We start from the raw sequence: 15,903 nt of genomic DNA, 5'->3' as shown, positions 1-15,903 counted from the left end.
CATGACCGGAACGGGTCTACTGGTCATCGGCGACGTGGTGACCGACGTCGTCGCGCTGCACGGCGGGTCGGCCAGAAGCGGCCTGGCCGTCGGCACGGACACCGCCGCCGACATCGTGCTGCGTCCCGGCGGCTCGGGGGCCAACACGGCCTCCTGGGCCGCCCGGCTGGGCGCCGACACCCGCATCCTGACCCGGGTCGGCTTCGACACCGCCGACTGGCACGCCGCCGAGCTGCGGCGCTTCGGGGTACGGCCGCACCTGCGGGTCGACCCCGACCGGCCGACGGCCGTGGTGATCGCCATGGTCGACGTGACCGGGGAGCGTTCCATGCTCACCAACCGGGGCGCGGGCGGGCACATCGGCACGGGCGACTGGGACGAGAGCCTGCTGGAGGGGGTGGGCCACCTCCACCTGTCCGGATACACGCTGTTCGCCGAGCCGGGGCTCCAGCTTTCCCGGCTGGCCATGGCCGAGGCGTCCCGGCGCGGCGTCTCGATCAGCGTGGACCCCGCCTCGACCGGATTCCTGCGCTCGTTCGGCGCCGAGCGGTTCATCCAGGAGACCCTGACCGCCCAGCTGATCATCCCCAATCTGGACGAGGCGCTGCTGCTCACCCGCGAGACCTCGGCCGAGGGCGCGGCGGAGATCCTGAGCCTGCGCTACGGCGCGGCTGCGGTGAAACTCGGCTCCCGCGGCGCGCTGATGGCCAGGAACGGAAAGTTGACCGCCCGGGTTCCCGCACTCACCACCGAGGTGATTGACTCCATTGGAGCGGGGGACGCGTTCGCCGCGGGGTTGCTCACGGCCCTGCTGAGCGGGGCCGACGACGAGGCCGCGCTGGACGCCGGACGCCGTGCCGGAGCGGAGGCCGTGACGGTCCTGGGGGGCCGTCCACGTATCCTTCCGTCGGAGTTGGGTACGAACGAGCTTTACCCTCTTAACACCAATTGATAGCTTGCGGCGTAAGCTGCACCATTAGCCACACGCGTCACTTTGGGGAGGTTGCGGTCCGCCGATGGATGCCGAGTCATCGATCTGCCTGAGTGATCTGGTCCCAGCCCTGCGCTGGAGCCGTCCCCAGCAAGTCGCCGAAGCCCTGGCCGACCCCCGGCTGCCCGCCGGCTGGTGGTCCTCGGTCACCCTGCCCAAGGCCCTCGGCTCCGCCGGGCTCGACTGGGTCTGCGACAGGCTGGCCCGGCTCTCGCTGTCGCGCTGGGACCATCTTCCGCTGAGCGACGTGCTGCCCGCCCTGCACGTGCACACGGTCGACCCCACCCTGCCGGGCTGGCCGGAGCCCGCGCGCCTGGCCATCACCGGGCTGGGCGGCTGGAGCCGCCTGCGCCGCCTGACCGCGGGAGACCTGAGCGGGCCCGCGATGCCCGCCTCTCCCGAGGTCCTGGTCACCGCCATGTTCCGCGAGGTGCTCAGCCGTACCCCGGGGCTCGCCGAACAGGCCGCGCCGGCCGCCCAGGCTCAGTCCCCGGCACAGGAACAGGCCCCCGCGCAGGTGCCCGCGCCACCGATCCCGGCCCAGCCGCCCGCGCCGCAGGAGCAGCGCCAGTCGCCGGCCCCGGAGCCGGCCGCCCCCGCCGCCGAACCTCCCGCCGCCAAACCTCCGGTGCGCCTCAGTGACTATCCGCTGGTGCGCCTGGTGGACAACATGTTCCGCGACTGGAGCCCGCTGGAGCGCGCGGTCGCCGTGGAACGGCTCTTCGCGGTCGACCCGATCAGCCTGCGCGCGCTCGCGCACAAGCTGAACGCCGACCGCGACGCGCTCTCCACGGCCCAGCGCACCGCCGAGGAACGCATCCTGCTCTGGCTGCGCTCCTCGGAGTCCGCACCGCTGACCGGGCACATGTTCGGGCTGACCGAGTGGCTGGGCGCCGCCGCCACCAAGGACCAGCTCATCGGCGCGGACCCCGCGCACCCGATCGAGGTCCCCACCCTCCAGACCCCGCTCTGGCGGGTGCTGGTCACGCTCATGCCCGATCGGCGGCTCCAGGACGACTGGCTCGTCGTGGGCGATCTGGGCGGCCTGCGCGACCGGACCCGCCAGCTCCTGGCGAACAAGCCGATCGACGCCGACGCGGTCGCGCTCATGGAGCACCAGCTCGGCATCCGGGCTCACTCGGCCCAGGCCTGGCTGGACGCCCTGGCCGCGAGCGGGCAGGAGACGCCTGCCCAGGAGGCCGCCGCCGAGGCGACCAGGCAGCTGCCTCGCCGCACTCCGGGGGCCAACGGCCACCACCACCGCGGCGGCCAGCCGATACCGCAGGTGAACACCGGCAGCATCGATCCCCGCGCCGCCCTGGCCACGCTGTCGGCCCTGTCCGGCGGTAACACCCGGCCGCACCTGATCACCAGCCAGCGGGCTCCGCTCCACCCGCCCGCGAGCCCGTCGGCCGACCCGAGCCGCTGGCAGCGCATCGAGGTGACCAGCGACCACCTGCGGGGCGGCCCCGTGGCCGTGCCCGAGGGGTACGCCACCCGGCTGGGCATGCGTCCCGGCACGCTGCTTTCGGTCACCGGCCCCGGTGACAACGCGGTGGTCCTGGTCTGGCGGGACCACCCTGTCTTCGACTCCCTGCAACCCGTCCTGATGCGCCTGAACGCCCGGCCGGGCGACCAGGTCTACGTCACCGTGGACGGCTACCGCCTGGACGCCCAGCTGCCCGCCTGAACTTCCGGCCCCCTCGGAGTGATTTCCGCCCCTGGGAACCGGCCGTCCGCGGCGACCGAAACCGGCATGGGCGGCCCCCACCCCCGGGGGCCGCTCACCGGTCGCGTCGATTCGAGCACCGAGCGCCGTCGACGACCTGTGATTTCCACCAAGGATTCCGAAACATCCCCTTTCTCGGCATGGGAATGACCGACCTTTCCCGGCTGCTCTTTTTCGGCGCTATGCTTTTGGGACTCAAGTGACTTAGCGACACCGCTGGGGCCCGTTTCCCTGAAACGGGCTCTCGTTGTTGTTGAATCCTGCGACTTTTCGTAAGGAAACGCCATCTGGTGGGAGTCGGGATAGCTCTATCCTCCGTCGCCTTGTGAAGTGTCCCCAGGGACGCGGGCGGGGACGGCGGGCGGCTAAGTCGTGATAAGGCCAGGGATTAGAGAGCGACTTCGAACTAGCCGATGAGAAAATTCGCCCGTGTCTGGCTGGGACTGACGTTCTCCACCGTGGGATCACGAGCCGTGAGCGTCGCCTATCCCCTCCTGGCACTGGCCTTGACCGGATCTCCGGTGCAGGCGGGCTGGACCAGCTTCGCCCTGACGTTTCCGGTCCTGATCTTCTACATTCCGGCGGGCGTCCTGGCCGACCGGGTGAACCCGCGCTCGCTCATGCTCCTCACCGAGACCCTGCGGGGGCTGGCCGTCTTCAGCGTGTTCCTCGCACTCGCCCTCGACTGGCCGTCGCTCCCGCACCTACTGGTGGCGGCCTTCCTGGAGGGCACGCTGTGGGTCGTCTACTCGCTGGCGGAGACGGCCTTGATCTCGTCCCTCGTCCCGAGGGACCAGGTCTCCGTCGCGATGGCCAGGAGCGAGACGATCTCGCACGTCGCGGTGCTGGCGGGCAGGCCACTGGGCGGGTGGCTTTTCGGGATCATGCAGGTGGCGTCCTTCGCGGTGAACTCCGCGCTGTTCTTCCTGGCGCTGCTGTCCCCGCTGAGCGTGGCGGGCGGCGGGAGAGGGCGCCGGCCTCGGTCGCACGCGATCCGCGAGATCGCCGGCGGGCTCGTCGACGGGCTCAGAAGCCTGGCGGGACGGCACCTGCTGCGGGAGATCGCCGACGGCTTCAACGAACTGGCGAGGCACCCGTTCCTGCGCAAGGCCATGGCCCTGACCATGGTCACCAATCTGATGGTCAACGCGCTCATCATGATCTTCATTGCCGGGTCGGCGAACCTGCCCTCCTACGAGGTCGGCCTGGTACTGGCCGCCGGGGGGATGGGCGGGGTGGCGGGATCGAGCCTGGCTCCCTACCTCAGGCTCAAGCCGAGGAACTCCACGCTCTTCGCCCAGCTGTGGATCTGGGTGCTGGCGCTCCTCATCGCGGCGTACGGTGCCGGGCCGATCTTCTTCGGGCTCGCGATACTGCTGACCGGGTGCACCGGGGCGCTCAGCAACGTGGCCATCAGGACCTTCGAGGTCGACACCGTCGACAAGGGCAAGCTCGGGCGTGTGATGAGCGTGCACCGGCTCGTCACGTACAGCGCCGTGTGCGTCGCGGCCCCCCTCGGCGGGACCCTGGTCGCCGTGGCGGGCGTCCGGATGGCGGCCGTCATCCTGGCTGGCCTGATGTTCTGCGTCGCCCTGGTGGTGACGCTCGTGGCACTGCTGAACCTCCATAGGCGGCTCGGCCTCGCCGGGACGGCCAGGGAGGTCCGGGCGGCCGAGGCCCACGCGGCCACGCGGGCGCTCACGACGTGGCGACCAGCCGAGCCGCTTCGGCCGCGAGATGGGCAGGGAGGGTGGGCGCCCTCGCCGTCCCCGACCTCCGGGCCAGATCGGCCGCCGCCGAGGCGTCGCCGGCCAGAGCCTCGATCCGGGCGGCATACAGCAGCACCGGACCGTGATCTCCCACCTCGGTCAGCACAGCCCTGATCTCCCGCCTCGCCTCGGGGAAGCGCCCCAGCAGGGCCAGCGCGAGGGCGTGGGCGGCCCGGGTGGAGGGCCACTGCAGCGGCCTGACCCGGTCGAGGTCGCGCAACGCCGCTTCCGCCTGGCCGAGCCCGGCGAGGATCTCGCCCCGCGCCCGCAACGCCTCGGTGAGGTTTCCCTCCCTTCCCAGAACGTCGTTGAGAACGTCACGCGCCGCATCGGGATGGCCGTCGTACCAGAGCGCCCAGGCGAGCTCGGTCTGGATGCTCATGTCGTTGGGGACGCGGCGTATCGCCGAGTACAGCTCCCGCACCGCGACCGAGGGGCGCCCCTGGGCCAGCCGCAGCCGGCCGATCCCGGCGAGAAGGCCGCCAACGGCCGAGGTCGCCCCCAGCGTCTCGAAGAGGACCGCGGCGGTGCGGTAGTGCGACACGGCCTTCTCGAAGTCCTCCCGCCGGTGCGCCACGTTGCCGAGAAAGGACTCGATCTCCGCGCGGATCCTGGTGTTGTCGCCACACCGCTCCAGAGCCTCCTCGGCCTGTTTGGCGGCCAGCGCGAACTCCCCGTCGCGGAACGAGAGCTCGGCGGCCCGCAGGTAGTCGTCGGGAAGGGCCCGGCTCTCGGCCTGCACGACGAGGCGGTCGTTCTGCAGGATCGGCTGGATGAGACGCTCGTGCGACAGCTCGCACCAGCGCGTGCCCGCCTTGATGTCCTCACGCAGGATGTGGCGGTCCACCAGCGCCCTGACCACCGCGTTCGGCATGCCGGCGGTGACGGTCTCCCCCTGGTAGACGACCTCGCGGGTGCCGAGTTCGGTGATGAAGCAGCGGCGCAGCCAGCTCCTGAGCTCGGCGACGTCGTCTCCGAAGTGGTCGTGGGCCACCTCGGTGATCATTCGCTCGGAGAAGTCGGTGAGGGAACGATCGGCGTTGGCGAACCTGCGGACGTGGTCCGAGGAGATGACCCGCACGTCCTCGGGCAGGGAATGCCACATGGCCGAGCACACGACCTGCAACTGGACGGGCTCGACCACCTTGGCGTCGGCGACGACCTCCTCGCCCAGCGCCCTGCCGACCCTGATCATGCGGAGGTCGTCCACCAGGCCACGCGCGGCGCCCGGGGCGAACGAGCGTCCCGTTCCCTCCAGCGGGCCCTCGGTCGCCCGGACCGCGGCGCCCGTGTCAAGGGCGGTCAGGGAGAAACGGCTCCTGGCCATGCCCGCCAGCTTCGGCTCGTGGGGAAGGATCGCGGCGAGGTAGTCCTCGCGGATCGAGATGAGAAGGCGCAGGTTCGGGTCGTCGTCCAGCGCCTCGACGAGCTGGCCGATGAACCATTCCCGGTACGGCTGGCGGTGGGCGAAGTCCCCGAATAGCTCCTCGGCCTGGTCGATCGCGGCCAGGGTGAGGACCGGGTCGCCGTAGGGATCCTGGCGCGGCGGGCGCCGGCTGAGGAACTCACGGATCGTCAGCCCCGCCAGCCGGGTGGGCGTCTCGGTGGGAGACCACGACGACAGCAGCGCGAACACGTGCGGGTTGTGCCGGGAGAGCGCGGCCGAGGGGAAGGGCGAGCCGTGCGACACCCTGCCTATCGGCAGGACGTCGGTCCTGCCGGTGTCCAGCAGTGGGAGCACGCCCGCCTGGATCAGCGAGGTCTTGCCCACGCCCGACGGCCCGTACAGCACGGTCAGGCGCCCGGCCTGCCACAGGTCGGAGACCTCGTGCGCCTCCCTGTCGCGGCCGAAGAACTTGGCTCGGTCCTCGCGGCGGAAGGCCCGCAGGCCGACGTACGGCCGGACAAGGTCGGAGGTCACATCAGAGGTCACGGCACCGGTCCCATCCGCCGGCGCAGCTCACGGCAGAACTCCTCCGCCGTCCCCCAGAAGATGGAGATCCGCCAGTCTTCGTAGTATCTGGCCAGCTGACGCTGGACTTCCAGCACGTCCGCCTTCGTGCTGGCGAGCGAGGGGGCGAGCTGGACGCTCACGTGCCTGCGGCGGTTGATTCCGGGAACGGCTTTCAACAACCCATGGAAAAGCACGCGAAATGTCCAGTCCTGCAGGCTGTATCCGATGAACAGCAGGGGTCTCCTGGTCAGCGCCGCGAGAATGGAGGTGGGCAGCATCCGCTGGCCGCCCGCGACACCGTCCACGGCGAGGTTGGTGAGAAACTCCAGATAGTCGTCCTCCGCCAGCACTATCGACGCCGGATCCTGCAGGCTGCCGTGCAGGTGATAGATGAGCGGGGCCTCGGGCCTGGGATTCCAGCCCGCCTCGCTGCTGAACAGATCCTCGGCGTAGGCCAGCCCTTTGTTCCATGGACAGACTGCCACATTCGGTCTTTTTCCCACGGCTTCGAGTGAGCGCAGGATGAAGTCGTCGTAGTTTGTCGTCAGATATACCGGAAGCGGGAAGCTCGCGAGCAGACCGTGCGGTTCGAGGGGGTCGAGGAAGTCGGGCGCGCCCCCGGCGTCGAGCTCGTCGCAGATCCGCCTCTTCACATATACCGAATCCCCATATCGCATCACCGCGAACTGCGTCACCCGCGGGAGATCATGGTCGTCGTCGAACGGATAGTCCCATCGGCGCGCCATGTCGCGGCTCAGCGCCGTCCCGGTCGGCAGAGTGCCCACGCACGCCCCGGACCCCAGGAACGGCGTGCAGTCCCCGCTGTTCAACTGGTCGAGCAGGCGTTCCCACTCGGCCTCCCCCATGTCATGCACGCAGGGCACCACCTCACGGGCAAGAGGTCCAATCGGATCATGGACTCGATGCCGTACGACTCTATTGGCATGGTCAATCCCTCCGGCGAGGGAAGGCACCTCTTGTCTCGCCGACGCTTGTCCCGACGGCACGCCCGGAGCAGGCGAATGATTCACGATCACCTTTCTGCCGTGACCCTTGTGAAACGGCAGGGTGACCGTTCAGATCGAGCTGGTGAATCCGGCCGTCGGCTCCGCCGTCTCCAGAAACAACGGCTCCAGCGCCCTCCGCAGGGAGTGGTCCTCGATCTCACCGAGCATCTCCAGGGAGAGGCCTCCGAGGTCGACGAAAACGTTTGATCTTGAGCCGTCATCGCGCATACGTGCTCCCCTTACATCGCTCCAGATCCGGCCTCGACCGCCATCCGGGTTTGGGACGTCCTAAAAAATGCGAAACGACGTCCCTTTCGAAGGTATCCAGGCCGCTTTCTTCTTACTATGCGATTCTGTAATACCCCACTCGCCGAATCAACCTTTAGGATGACCGTACGATCCCTTTGGCTAAAAAAACGGAGGCCCGAGGTGGTGGAGCTTTCACACGCGGCGAACACGGTGCCGGAACGGCAGCCCGAGGTCTGGGAGAAGGTGCCGCCCCGCAACAGGAACTTCACCGGGCGGGACGACCTGCTTGTCAGGCTCCGCCAGGGCATCAGCACCGTCACCGCCGTCGTGCCCCAGCCCCAGGCACTGCAGGGGTGGGGCGGTGTCGGCAAAACACACCTGGCCATCGAGTACGCCCACCGCTACCGGTCGCACTACGACCTCGTCTGGTGGATCCCCGCCGACCAGCGCGTGCTGGTGCCGTCCGCGCTGGCCGCGATGGCCCCCCACCTGGGGCTGCCGCCCGCCTCCGCCACCGGTGTCGAGGAGGCCGCCGAGTCCGTGCGCAGGACGCTGCAGAGCGGCAACCCCTACCGCCGCTGGCTGCTGATCTTCGACAACGCCGAGGATCCGGGACAGGTCGAGGAGTTCATCCCGCGCGGGCCGGGTCACGTCCTGATCACCTCGCGCAACCCCAAGTGGGAGGACCACTTCGAGACCCTCCAGGTCGACGTCTTCACCCGCGAGGAGAGCGTGGCGTTCCTGAAGAAACGCCTGCGCCGGGAGGTTCCCGACGACGACGCCTCGCGGCTGGCCGAGCAGCTCGGCGACCTCCCGCTGGCGCTGGAGCAGGCCGGCGCGCTGCAGTACGAGACCGGCATGTCCGTCGACGAGTACCTGGAGCAGCTCGGCGAGCAGGCGAGCAGGCTGCTGGGCGCCAACAGGGCACCGGGGTATCCGCTGTCGATGACGGCGGCCTGGAAGGTGTCGGTGTCGCTCCTGGAGGACCGCCTCCCCGAGGCCATCACACTCCTGCGATGCTGTGCCTTCTTCGGCCCCGAGCCCATTCCGCGCGACGTCTTCCGCAGGGGCAACAAGGCCGTCGTCCCCCGGCTCAGCAAGATCCTTTCCGATCCGATCCTGCTCGCCACGGCGCTGAGCGAGCTGAGACGCTTCGCCCTGGCCAGGATCGAGCCCACCACCCGCACGATCCAGGTTCACCGGCTGATCCAGGCGCTGCTCCGTGACGACCTGCCGGAAGAGGATCAGACGGAGATCCGGCACGAGGTGCACGTGCTGCTGGCCGGCAGCGCCCCGAACGACCCCGACGAGACCGACAGGTGGCGCAGCTTCGAGGAGCTGGTCGCGCACGTCACCCCCTCCGGTCTGGAGGAGTGCACGGACCCCGCGGCCAGGCAGTTCGCCCTCAACGTGGTCCGCTACCTGTACATGTCGGGCAACTACCAGTCGGCCCACTCCTTCCTCACCAGCTTCATCCGGAGATGGACCGAGGTCAGCGGGCCGAAGCACCTGGACGTGCTCGTCGCGCACCGGCACCTGGGCAATGTCCTGCGGGCGCTCGGCCAGTACGCCGCGGCGTACGAGGTCGACCACCAGACCCTCGACGACATGCGCGCCATCCTCGGCCCCGACCACCGCGAGACGCTCCTGACGACCAACGGGTACGGGGCCTCCCTGCGGGCCCGTGGCGACTTCGCCGCCGCCCGCAAGCTGGACGGTGAGTCCCGGGACGCCCACATCGCCAACCGGGGCCCCAGCGACCCCGCCACGTTGCGCGTGCTCAACAGCCTGGCCCTCGACTACGCGCTGACCAGTGACTACAAGGCGGCACGACGGCTGCACCAGGAGACATACCTGGAGATGAGCGACGCGATGGGGGGCATCGGCAAGAGCACCCTGCTGCTGTCCTGGAACGGCCTGGCCAGGGCGGTACGGCTCTGCGGCGACTACACCGAGGCCTGTGACCTGGGCGAGGAGGCCTACGCCTACGGCGTCCAGGAGTTGACGCTCGACCATCACTTCACCCTGCTGACGGCCAAGGACCTGTCGATCGCCAAGCGCCGGGCCGGAGAGGTCTCCGAGGCGCTGGACCTCGCGCGTGACACGCACACCCGGCTCCAGCGGCTCTTCGGAGACGAGCACGCCGACACGATGGCGGCCGCGATCAACCTGTCCAACTCCCTGCGGGTGACCGGCGACCTCGACGAGGCGTTCGCGATAGCGAACAGGACGGTCGCGCTGTATCCCCAGGTGTTCGGCGAGGAGCACCCCTACGGCTTCGCCTGCGGCGGTAACCTGGCGATCCTGCACCGCCTGCGCGGCGAGGTCGAGACGGCCCGCCGGCTGAACGAGCAGGCGGTGCGCGGCCTGATCTCCAAGGTCGGCAGGGATCACCACTACCCGCTGACGTGCGCCATCAGCCTCCAGACGGACCTGGCGATCCTGGGAGAGTTCACCCAGGCGTGCGAGCTCGGCAGGGAGACGCTGGGCAGGCTGCAGAAGCTCTTCGGCGAGAACCACTTCCTGAGCCTGGCCTGCGCCGGCAACCTCGTCCTCGACCTGAGAACCGCCGGCGCGGAGAAGGAGGCCGAGCTGCTCTACCACGAAACGATGCGGCAGTATGAGCGCCCCCTGGAGGCCGGCCACCCCGACGCCATCCTCGCGAGCGAGGGCCGGCGCATCGACTGCGACTTCGACCCCCCGCCGATCTGATCACGCCGGGGTCAGGTGTTGCGCCTCCGCCAGGCGTCGAGGTGCCGCTCCGCCTCGCGGAGGGCCTGCGCCTCCGCGAGGTCGTCCACCGGTTCGGCGGCGCACTCTTCGAGGGTTCTCCTCATGCAGGCCACGAACTCCTCTCCGCGCTCGTTCAGGCTCCCGCTGGCCAGCAGCGTGCCGGTGACCTGGTAGGCGCCCCGCCTCCACCGGGCGAGTTCCACGCGTGCCCGGAACGCCTCGGCGTCCCGCTCGAACCTGTGCTGCCTCCGCCAGAACTCCGCCACCCCGAGATAGGCGTACGAACCCTGCAGCAGCCCGTAGGCGGGGCGCGGGTCATCCCGCCAGGGCGCGTAGTAGCGTCTGCCGTCGTCCGGCAGGGTCAGCGGGATCACGTCGGTCAGCGCCGTGAGCTTCGCGTGCTGGATCTCGTGCGCGAGCGTGGCGGCGAGCCCCAGGCCGTGCCACGGATCGGACATCGCGACGGTCCCGAACGCCTCTCGGGTGGAAGCGCTGTTCTGCCCCCTGTCCGGCGCCTTGACGGGGGTGAGCACCGACACCGTGGAGCTCACCTCCTCCGCCACCTGCCGGTGGTGGGCGGTCAGGACGCGCCACGCGTCGTCCAGGTGCGCCCGCCACGCGCGGAGCCGCTCGCGGCCGAGCCGCGGCTCGGTGACCTCCTCCACGGGCCACCGGTACGGGTCGAGGTCGTCGACGACCAGGTCGAACCCCGGGATCACCGACCAGCCGTGCAGCGCCTGCCAGCCGGGCCGGTCGCCCGGGGGGTCGACGCGGACCGTCAGGCCGCCGGCGTCGAGTTCGGCGCCGTCCCCGTCCGGCCGCACCTCGACGTCGACCGTGGCCGGCGCACCGGCGGGGAGAATGAGGCGCCCCAGGGACGGCAGCATGATCGTGCCGTCGCGGACGGGCAGCCGGACCCGGCACCGGACCCGGGCCCGCACCGCGACCACCACGGCCAGTGCGCCCAGCTGCGCGGGATCGTCGCGGCTGTCACCCCCGCTCCGCAGGGACCGGCAGGTCCGCCACGCCCATGCCCCCACCGCCGGATACCTCAGCAGGCGCTCGACCTCCTCGTCCGCCTGCCCCTCCAGATCGGCCAGCAGGCCGTAGGCGCGCATCGCCAGGGCGGCACCGGGATGCCCGGCCGACCGCGCCTCGCCGACGACACCTCGCACCAGCACCCTGTTCCTGGCGCGCTGCGCGGCCCGCAGCTCGGCCACCGCGCCGGCACCGCCCTCACCGGCCGCCAGCGTGAGAAACGTCTTGTCGGACACCTGCTGCGAACCGTGCCTCATCGGCTTCCCTTCAACCTGGCGACATCCCGCGCGAGCCGGGTGCGGATATGGGTGATCAGCCGGTACAGGTCGGGGCAGTAGACCGAAGGTCCCAGAAAGCCGGCCGCCTCGCTGTACCTGTGCGCGTACAGCCCGCCGCCGCAGACCGAGTGGATGTCACAGGCCAGGCAGACCGGTGCCAGCCCGAGCTCGCCGATCTGCCTGGCGGCCATGGACGGGTGGGTGAGCGCGGCGTCGAACGAGTCGCGGAGCAGGTGCAGGCGGGTCGCGGCCGCCCCGTGGTAACTGGACTTCAGGATGTCCGACTGCTCGATGCTGCCGTCGGTCTCCACCACGGCCATCCGGGCGGGTGAGAGTCCCACGGTCTCGCTGCGCGAGGCGCCTCCCGTCAGCAGGCGCATGATCTCGCGGAACAGCCGGACCTCCGTCTGGTCGGCGGCCGATCCGTACCAGCGGTCGAAGATCGGGATGAGCCAGTCGGCGTACGGCGTCACCCCCGCCTCCGGAACGCGGAAGGGCGGCGGGGTGGACCAGTTGCCGTGCGGGAGCAGGAAGTCGACGGCCGGGGGATCGAACTCCAGAAGCGCCTCGTAGGTCGCCAGCGGATCGTTGCGGACGTCGACGGTGCACAGCAGGCCGCTGAACAGGTGATGGAAGGGACCGCCGGTCAGCCTGCGAAGCGAGGCCGCCACCTTCGCGTGGCTCCCCCTGCCGTCCGCATGGCGCCGGTGCCGGTCGTGACCCTCCGCATAGCCGTCCAGGCTCACCCCGACCCGGATCTCCAGGCTGTCGAAGAGCCGCAGGTAGCTCTCGTCCAGGCGCAGCCCGTTGGTCTGCACACCGACGTGGACGCGGGTCCCGACGTCGGCGGCGGCCCCCCTGATGGTGCGCACCGCGTAGGAGATGAGATCCGGCCCGGCCAGAAGGGGCTCACCGCCGTGCAGAACGACCTCCACCTCGGCCAGCTCGTGGGTGAGCGCGTGCTCGGCTATGCGCTTCGCCGTGCGGTCGACGATCGCCTCCGACATGCGCCTCGGCTGCGCCCTCCAGGACTGGTCCGCCATCTCGTAGACGTAGCAGTGGCGACAGGCGAGGTCGCACCTGCTGTGGATCTTCAAGATGAACTGCCGGAAAGCCGCCGGTCGCCACCCTGATTCCAGCAATCCCCTGACATCGAGCGTCGCCGGGAACACGCTTCTGGGTGACGGGATTATAGGGTCAAGTTTCTCAGGCAAACGCGGCACACCTCTCTTGCGCCATTTCCTATCTGGCATGAGTTTGCCCAAATAGTCAAGTTCCAGGCTTACAAATAGTGGTCTCCGCGACATGACCGAAGGGTTTCATCCGTCTCTGGAACGGCGGCCGGCCATCATCTATCGTGGAAGCATCTTTCGGGCATCACATAACGTGGTCTCATCAGGGGGCTGATCAGCGGTGCGCGAGTGGCCGTCGACTCTCGACATCGGCAGGCTGATGGCCGACGGCTGGAGACCGACGCCGTTCCGGCAGTTCATCCTGAAGATCCACAGCAGGTGCGATCTCGCCTGCAAATATTGCTATATGTACGAAATGGCCGATTCGTCGTGGCTGACACGCCCGAAACAAATGTCACGGGAGACCGTCGCCGCCACCGCCGCGAGAATCGCCGAGCACGCCCACCGTCACGGCCTGCGCGACATCGAGATCATCCTGCACGGGGGCGAGCCACTGCTCGCCGGCCCCGAGGCGATCCGCGAGACCGTCACCCGGATCCGTTCGGCGGCCACCGGCACCCGGGTCAGGGCCAGCCTGCAGACCAACGGGCTACGCCTGGACGAGAGCTACCTGCGGCTCCTCGACGAACTGGACATCCGGATCGGGGTGAGCCTCGACGGTGACGAGACGATGCACGACCGCAGCCGCAGGCGCGCGGGCGGCCGCGGCAGCCATGCCGAGGTGTCCCGAGCCCTCCGGCTGCTGACCTCGCCCACCTTCAGGCATCTCTTCAGCGGCCTGCTGTGCACCGTCGACCTCAGAAACGACCCGATCGGGGTCTACGAGGCGCTCCTCTCCTTCGACCCACCGGCCGTCGACTTCCTGCTCCCGCACGGCAACTGGTCGGCGCCCCCGGCCGGCCGGCTCCCCCACGAGGAGACGACACCGTACGCGGACTGGCTCATCCCGATCTTCGACCGCTGGTACGGCGCGGCGCGCAGGCCCACCCGGGTCCGGCTGTTCGGCGAGATCATCCACGTGCTGCTCGGCGGTTCGTCGTCGAGCGAGCAGATAGGCCTGTCCCCCGCGGGGATGGTGGTGGTGGAGACCGACGGCGGCATCGAGCAGTCGGACGTGCTGAAGTCGGCCTACCAGGGAGCCCCCGAGACCGGGCTGCACGTGACACGTGACTCCTTCGACGACGCCCTGCTCCTTCCCTCGATCGCCGCCCGCCAGATCGGCGAACTGGCCTTGTGCCCCACCTGCCGGGCCTGCCCGGTGTCACGGATCTGCGGAGGAGGGTTGTACGCCCACCGCTACCGCTCCGGCCATGGTTTCGCCAACCCCTCCGTCTACTCCCCCGACCTGCTCCGACTCATCGAGCACGTCAAGAGCACTGTCGAGGCCGATCTGTCGGCTCGATCGAAACGACGGGGAAGGGACACGATGAACCTGCGTGAGCACCGGATCACGGCCGGGGTGTTCTCCAAGCTCGCCGCCGGCGGTGGCGGCGCCGCCGCGGTCGCCAAGCTCTCCGCGGCGCAGCACAGCAAGCACGTGCTTCTCGTACGGGGGGTGCTGGAGGCCGCGCGCGCGAACGGCCACCCGGACGCCGCCGTCACCCGCCGTGCCTACGACCTGCTCGCCACGGTACAGCGCCGTCATCCCGGCGCCGTCGGCACCGTTCTGCGCCATCCCTCGGTGGGCGCCTGGGCGCGGCGGACGATCAAGATGCTCGACGCTCACGCCGAGGACGCGGCACCGGGGCAGCTCGCCGCGCTCGCCGCCGCGGCGGCGATCCGTTCGGGCACGGCCTGCGACATCGACGTGCCCGCGGTGGAGGGGGTCGTCACGCTGCCCTCCCTGGGCCAGGCGGTCCTGTCGCCGACCGTCTCGTGGGCCACGGTGGAGTGTGCCGAGGGCGGTGCCGAGGTCACCGCGGACGGGGTCATCGTCACCGTCCCGCGCGACCCGGGCCAGGACGCTCCCGGGTGGAGAGGCCTGCGATCGCTCTCCACCGAGGTGGACGGCGTGCCGCTCCACCTGGTCATCGACGACCTCGACCCGTACCGGATGCCGGAGACCACGAACATCGGCGGGCGTCTGACCGAGGCCGAGACCGAGCGCTGGCAGTCGACGCTGGAGGGAGCGTGGCATCTGCTGGTGCGCCACCACCGCGCCGTGGCCGACGAGGTCGTCACGGCGATCACGGTCCTCACCCCGCTGGTCGCCCCGGCCCGGGGCCAGTCGAGCTCGACATCCGGCGAGACCTACGGCTGCGTGGCCCTGTCGACGCCGCCGGACGCCGCCACGTTCGCGGTCACCCTGACCCACGAGACGCAGCACGCGAAGCTCTCGGCCCTGCTCGACCTGGTCCCCCTGACCCTTCCCGACGACGGCAGGCGCTACTACGCTCCCTGGCGCGATGATCCCCGTCCCGTTCCCGGCCTGCTCCAGGGGGCCTACGCCTTCCTGGGCGTGGCCGGCTTCTGGATGCGCCAGCGCCACCTGGAGACCGGGGCGGCGGCCCTGCGCGCGAGCTCGGAGTTCTTCCGCTGGCGCGAGGCGGCTCACCTGGTGACCGGCACCCTGCTCGGCAGTGGGCGGCTGACCCCGGCCGGCGAGAACTTCGCGACCGGAATGGCCCTGCGCCTGGACCGCTGGGCACAGGAGAGCGTGCCGGCCCGCGCCCGGGCCCTGGGCCGCGCACGCGCCGACGACCACTACGCGCGCTGGCTCGAACGCAACGGTTAGGCCCTGCCCGCCGGATCCTGCCGTGGCGGGTGCCGGCCGGGCGGCGAGGCGCCGCCCGACCGGTCGTGGCGGGCGGAAGATCCAGGCGACAGGGCCTAGGTCCTGTCCTGCGGATTTTTTGCCTACCGCGGCCGGTCAGGTGGTGTCTCGCCGCGTTGTCGCCGGTCACCGCAGCACGCTGCGGCTCCCTCCTCCGCCTTGCGAGACACCACCTGACCGATCCTCGCC

9 protein-coding genes and 1 pseudogene are annotated in these 15,903 nt (G+C 70.1%); 5 read left to right on the top strand and 5 right to left on the bottom strand.

Features of this window, described 5'->3' with window-relative positions; translation table 11 throughout:
- Position 1: 1 nt before the first annotated feature.
- The 3 genes and pseudogenes from ABT061_RS41685 to ABT061_RS41675 all read left to right on the top strand — a co-directional run.
- Complete coding sequence (locus ABT061_RS41685) at positions 2 to 952, top strand: carbohydrate kinase family protein (protein ID WP_350928695.1); 951 nt, start codon at positions 2 to 4, stop codon at positions 950 to 952.
- A 64-nt stretch (positions 953 to 1,016) separates the two neighbouring features.
- A complete protein-coding gene (locus tag ABT061_RS41680) occupies positions 1,017 to 2,681 on the top strand; it encodes a hypothetical protein (protein ID WP_350928693.1) in 1,665 nt (554 codons plus the stop codon).
- A 452-nt stretch (positions 2,682 to 3,133) separates the two neighbouring features.
- Positions 3,134 to 4,351 (top strand): annotated as a pseudogene (locus ABT061_RS41675) (MFS transporter); the annotation flags it as partial.
- A gap of 67 nt (positions 4,352 to 4,418) precedes the next feature.
- Here the strand turns inward: ABT061_RS41675 and ABT061_RS41670 are convergent.
- The 3 genes from ABT061_RS41670 to ABT061_RS41660 all read right to left on the bottom strand — a co-directional run bounded on the left by ABT061_RS41670 (position 4,419) and on the right by ABT061_RS41660 (position 7,678).
- Entirely contained in the window at positions 4,419 to 6,422 is a 2,004-nt protein-coding gene (locus ABT061_RS41670) for a tetratricopeptide repeat protein (RefSeq protein ID WP_350928691.1), read from the bottom strand.
- Entirely contained in the window at positions 6,419 to 7,309 is an 891-nt protein-coding gene (locus ABT061_RS41665) for an SIR2 family NAD-dependent protein deacylase (protein ID WP_245651495.1), read from the bottom strand. The genes ABT061_RS41670 and ABT061_RS41665 overlap by 4 nt, the downstream gene beginning before the upstream one ends.
- Before the next feature lie 210 nt (positions 7,310 to 7,519).
- Positions 7,520 to 7,678: an FxSxx-COOH-like cyclophane-containing RiPP peptide gene (locus ABT061_RS41660; RefSeq protein ID WP_350928689.1), complete on the bottom strand. Its 159-nt coding sequence runs from the start codon at positions 7,676 to 7,678 to the stop codon at positions 7,520 to 7,522.
- A gap of 201 nt (positions 7,679 to 7,879) precedes the next feature.
- Between ABT061_RS41660 and fxsT the strand changes: the two genes are divergently transcribed.
- Positions 7,880 to 10,411, top strand: coding sequence for an FxSxx-COOH system tetratricopeptide repeat protein (gene fxsT / locus ABT061_RS41655; RefSeq protein WP_350928687.1), 2,532 nt, complete (start codon positions 7,880 to 7,882; stop codon positions 10,409 to 10,411).
- An 11-nt stretch (positions 10,412 to 10,422) separates the two neighbouring features.
- Here the strand turns inward: fxsT and ABT061_RS41650 are convergent, their stop codons facing one another.
- Together ABT061_RS41650 and ABT061_RS41645 are read right to left on the bottom strand one after the other, a co-directional pair.
- Positions 10,423 to 11,727 (bottom strand): HEXXH motif domain-containing protein, encoded by a 1,305-nt coding sequence (locus ABT061_RS41650; protein WP_350928685.1) that lies wholly within the window; start codon positions 11,725 to 11,727, stop codon positions 10,423 to 10,425.
- The gene (locus tag ABT061_RS41645) at positions 11,724 to 13,001 is read right to left on the bottom strand and encodes an FxsB family cyclophane-forming radical SAM/SPASM peptide maturase (protein ID WP_451935883.1); all 1,278 of its coding nucleotides are present in this window, start codon (positions 12,999 to 13,001) and stop codon (positions 11,724 to 11,726) included. The genes ABT061_RS41650 and ABT061_RS41645 overlap by 4 nt, the downstream gene beginning before the upstream one ends.
- Positions 13,002 to 13,200: 199 nt before the next feature.
- Here ABT061_RS41645 and ABT061_RS41640 point away from each other — a divergent pair, with 199 nt between their 5' ends.
- A complete protein-coding gene (locus ABT061_RS41640) occupies positions 13,201 to 15,675 on the top strand; it encodes an FxsB family cyclophane-forming radical SAM/SPASM peptide maturase (protein ID WP_350928819.1) in 2,475 nt (824 codons plus the stop codon).
- Positions 15,676 to 15,903: the final 228 nt, after the last annotated feature.

This window comes from Streptosporangium sp. NPDC002544, from assembly GCF_040295965.1.
In the GTDB taxonomy this organism is placed as follows: domain Bacteria; phylum Actinomycetota; class Actinomycetes; order Streptosporangiales; family Streptosporangiaceae; genus Streptosporangium.
Note: the sequence above shows the minus strand (reverse complement) of the source record. Positions and strands in the feature narration are given on the sequence as shown.

Bases quoted from the DNA above. Each gene is read 5' to 3' on its own strand.
- ABT061_RS41685 (WP_350928695.1), top strand. From the start codon at position 2: ATGACCGGAACGGGTCTACTGGTCATCGGCGACGTGGTGACCGACGTC.
- ABT061_RS41680 (WP_350928693.1), top strand. From the start codon at position 1,017: ATGGATGCCGAGTCATCGATCTGCCTGAGTGATCTGGTCCCAGCCCTG.
- ABT061_RS41665 (WP_245651495.1), bottom strand. From the start codon at position 7,309: ATGGGGGAGGCCGAGTGGGAACGCCTGCTCGACCAGTTGAACAGCGGG.
- ABT061_RS41660 (WP_350928689.1), bottom strand. From the start codon at position 7,678: ATGCGCGATGACGGCTCAAGATCAAACGTTTTCGTCGACCTCGGAGGC.
- ABT061_RS41650 (WP_350928685.1), bottom strand. From the start codon at position 11,727: ATGAGGCACGGTTCGCAGCAGGTGTCCGACAAGACGTTTCTCACGCTG.
- ABT061_RS41645 (WP_451935883.1), bottom strand. From the start codon at position 13,001: ATGCCAGATAGGAAATGGCGCAAGAGAGGTGTGCCGCGTTTGCCTGAG.
- ABT061_RS41640 (WP_350928819.1), top strand. From the start codon at position 13,201: ATGGCCGACGGCTGGAGACCGACGCCGTTCCGGCAGTTCATCCTGAAG.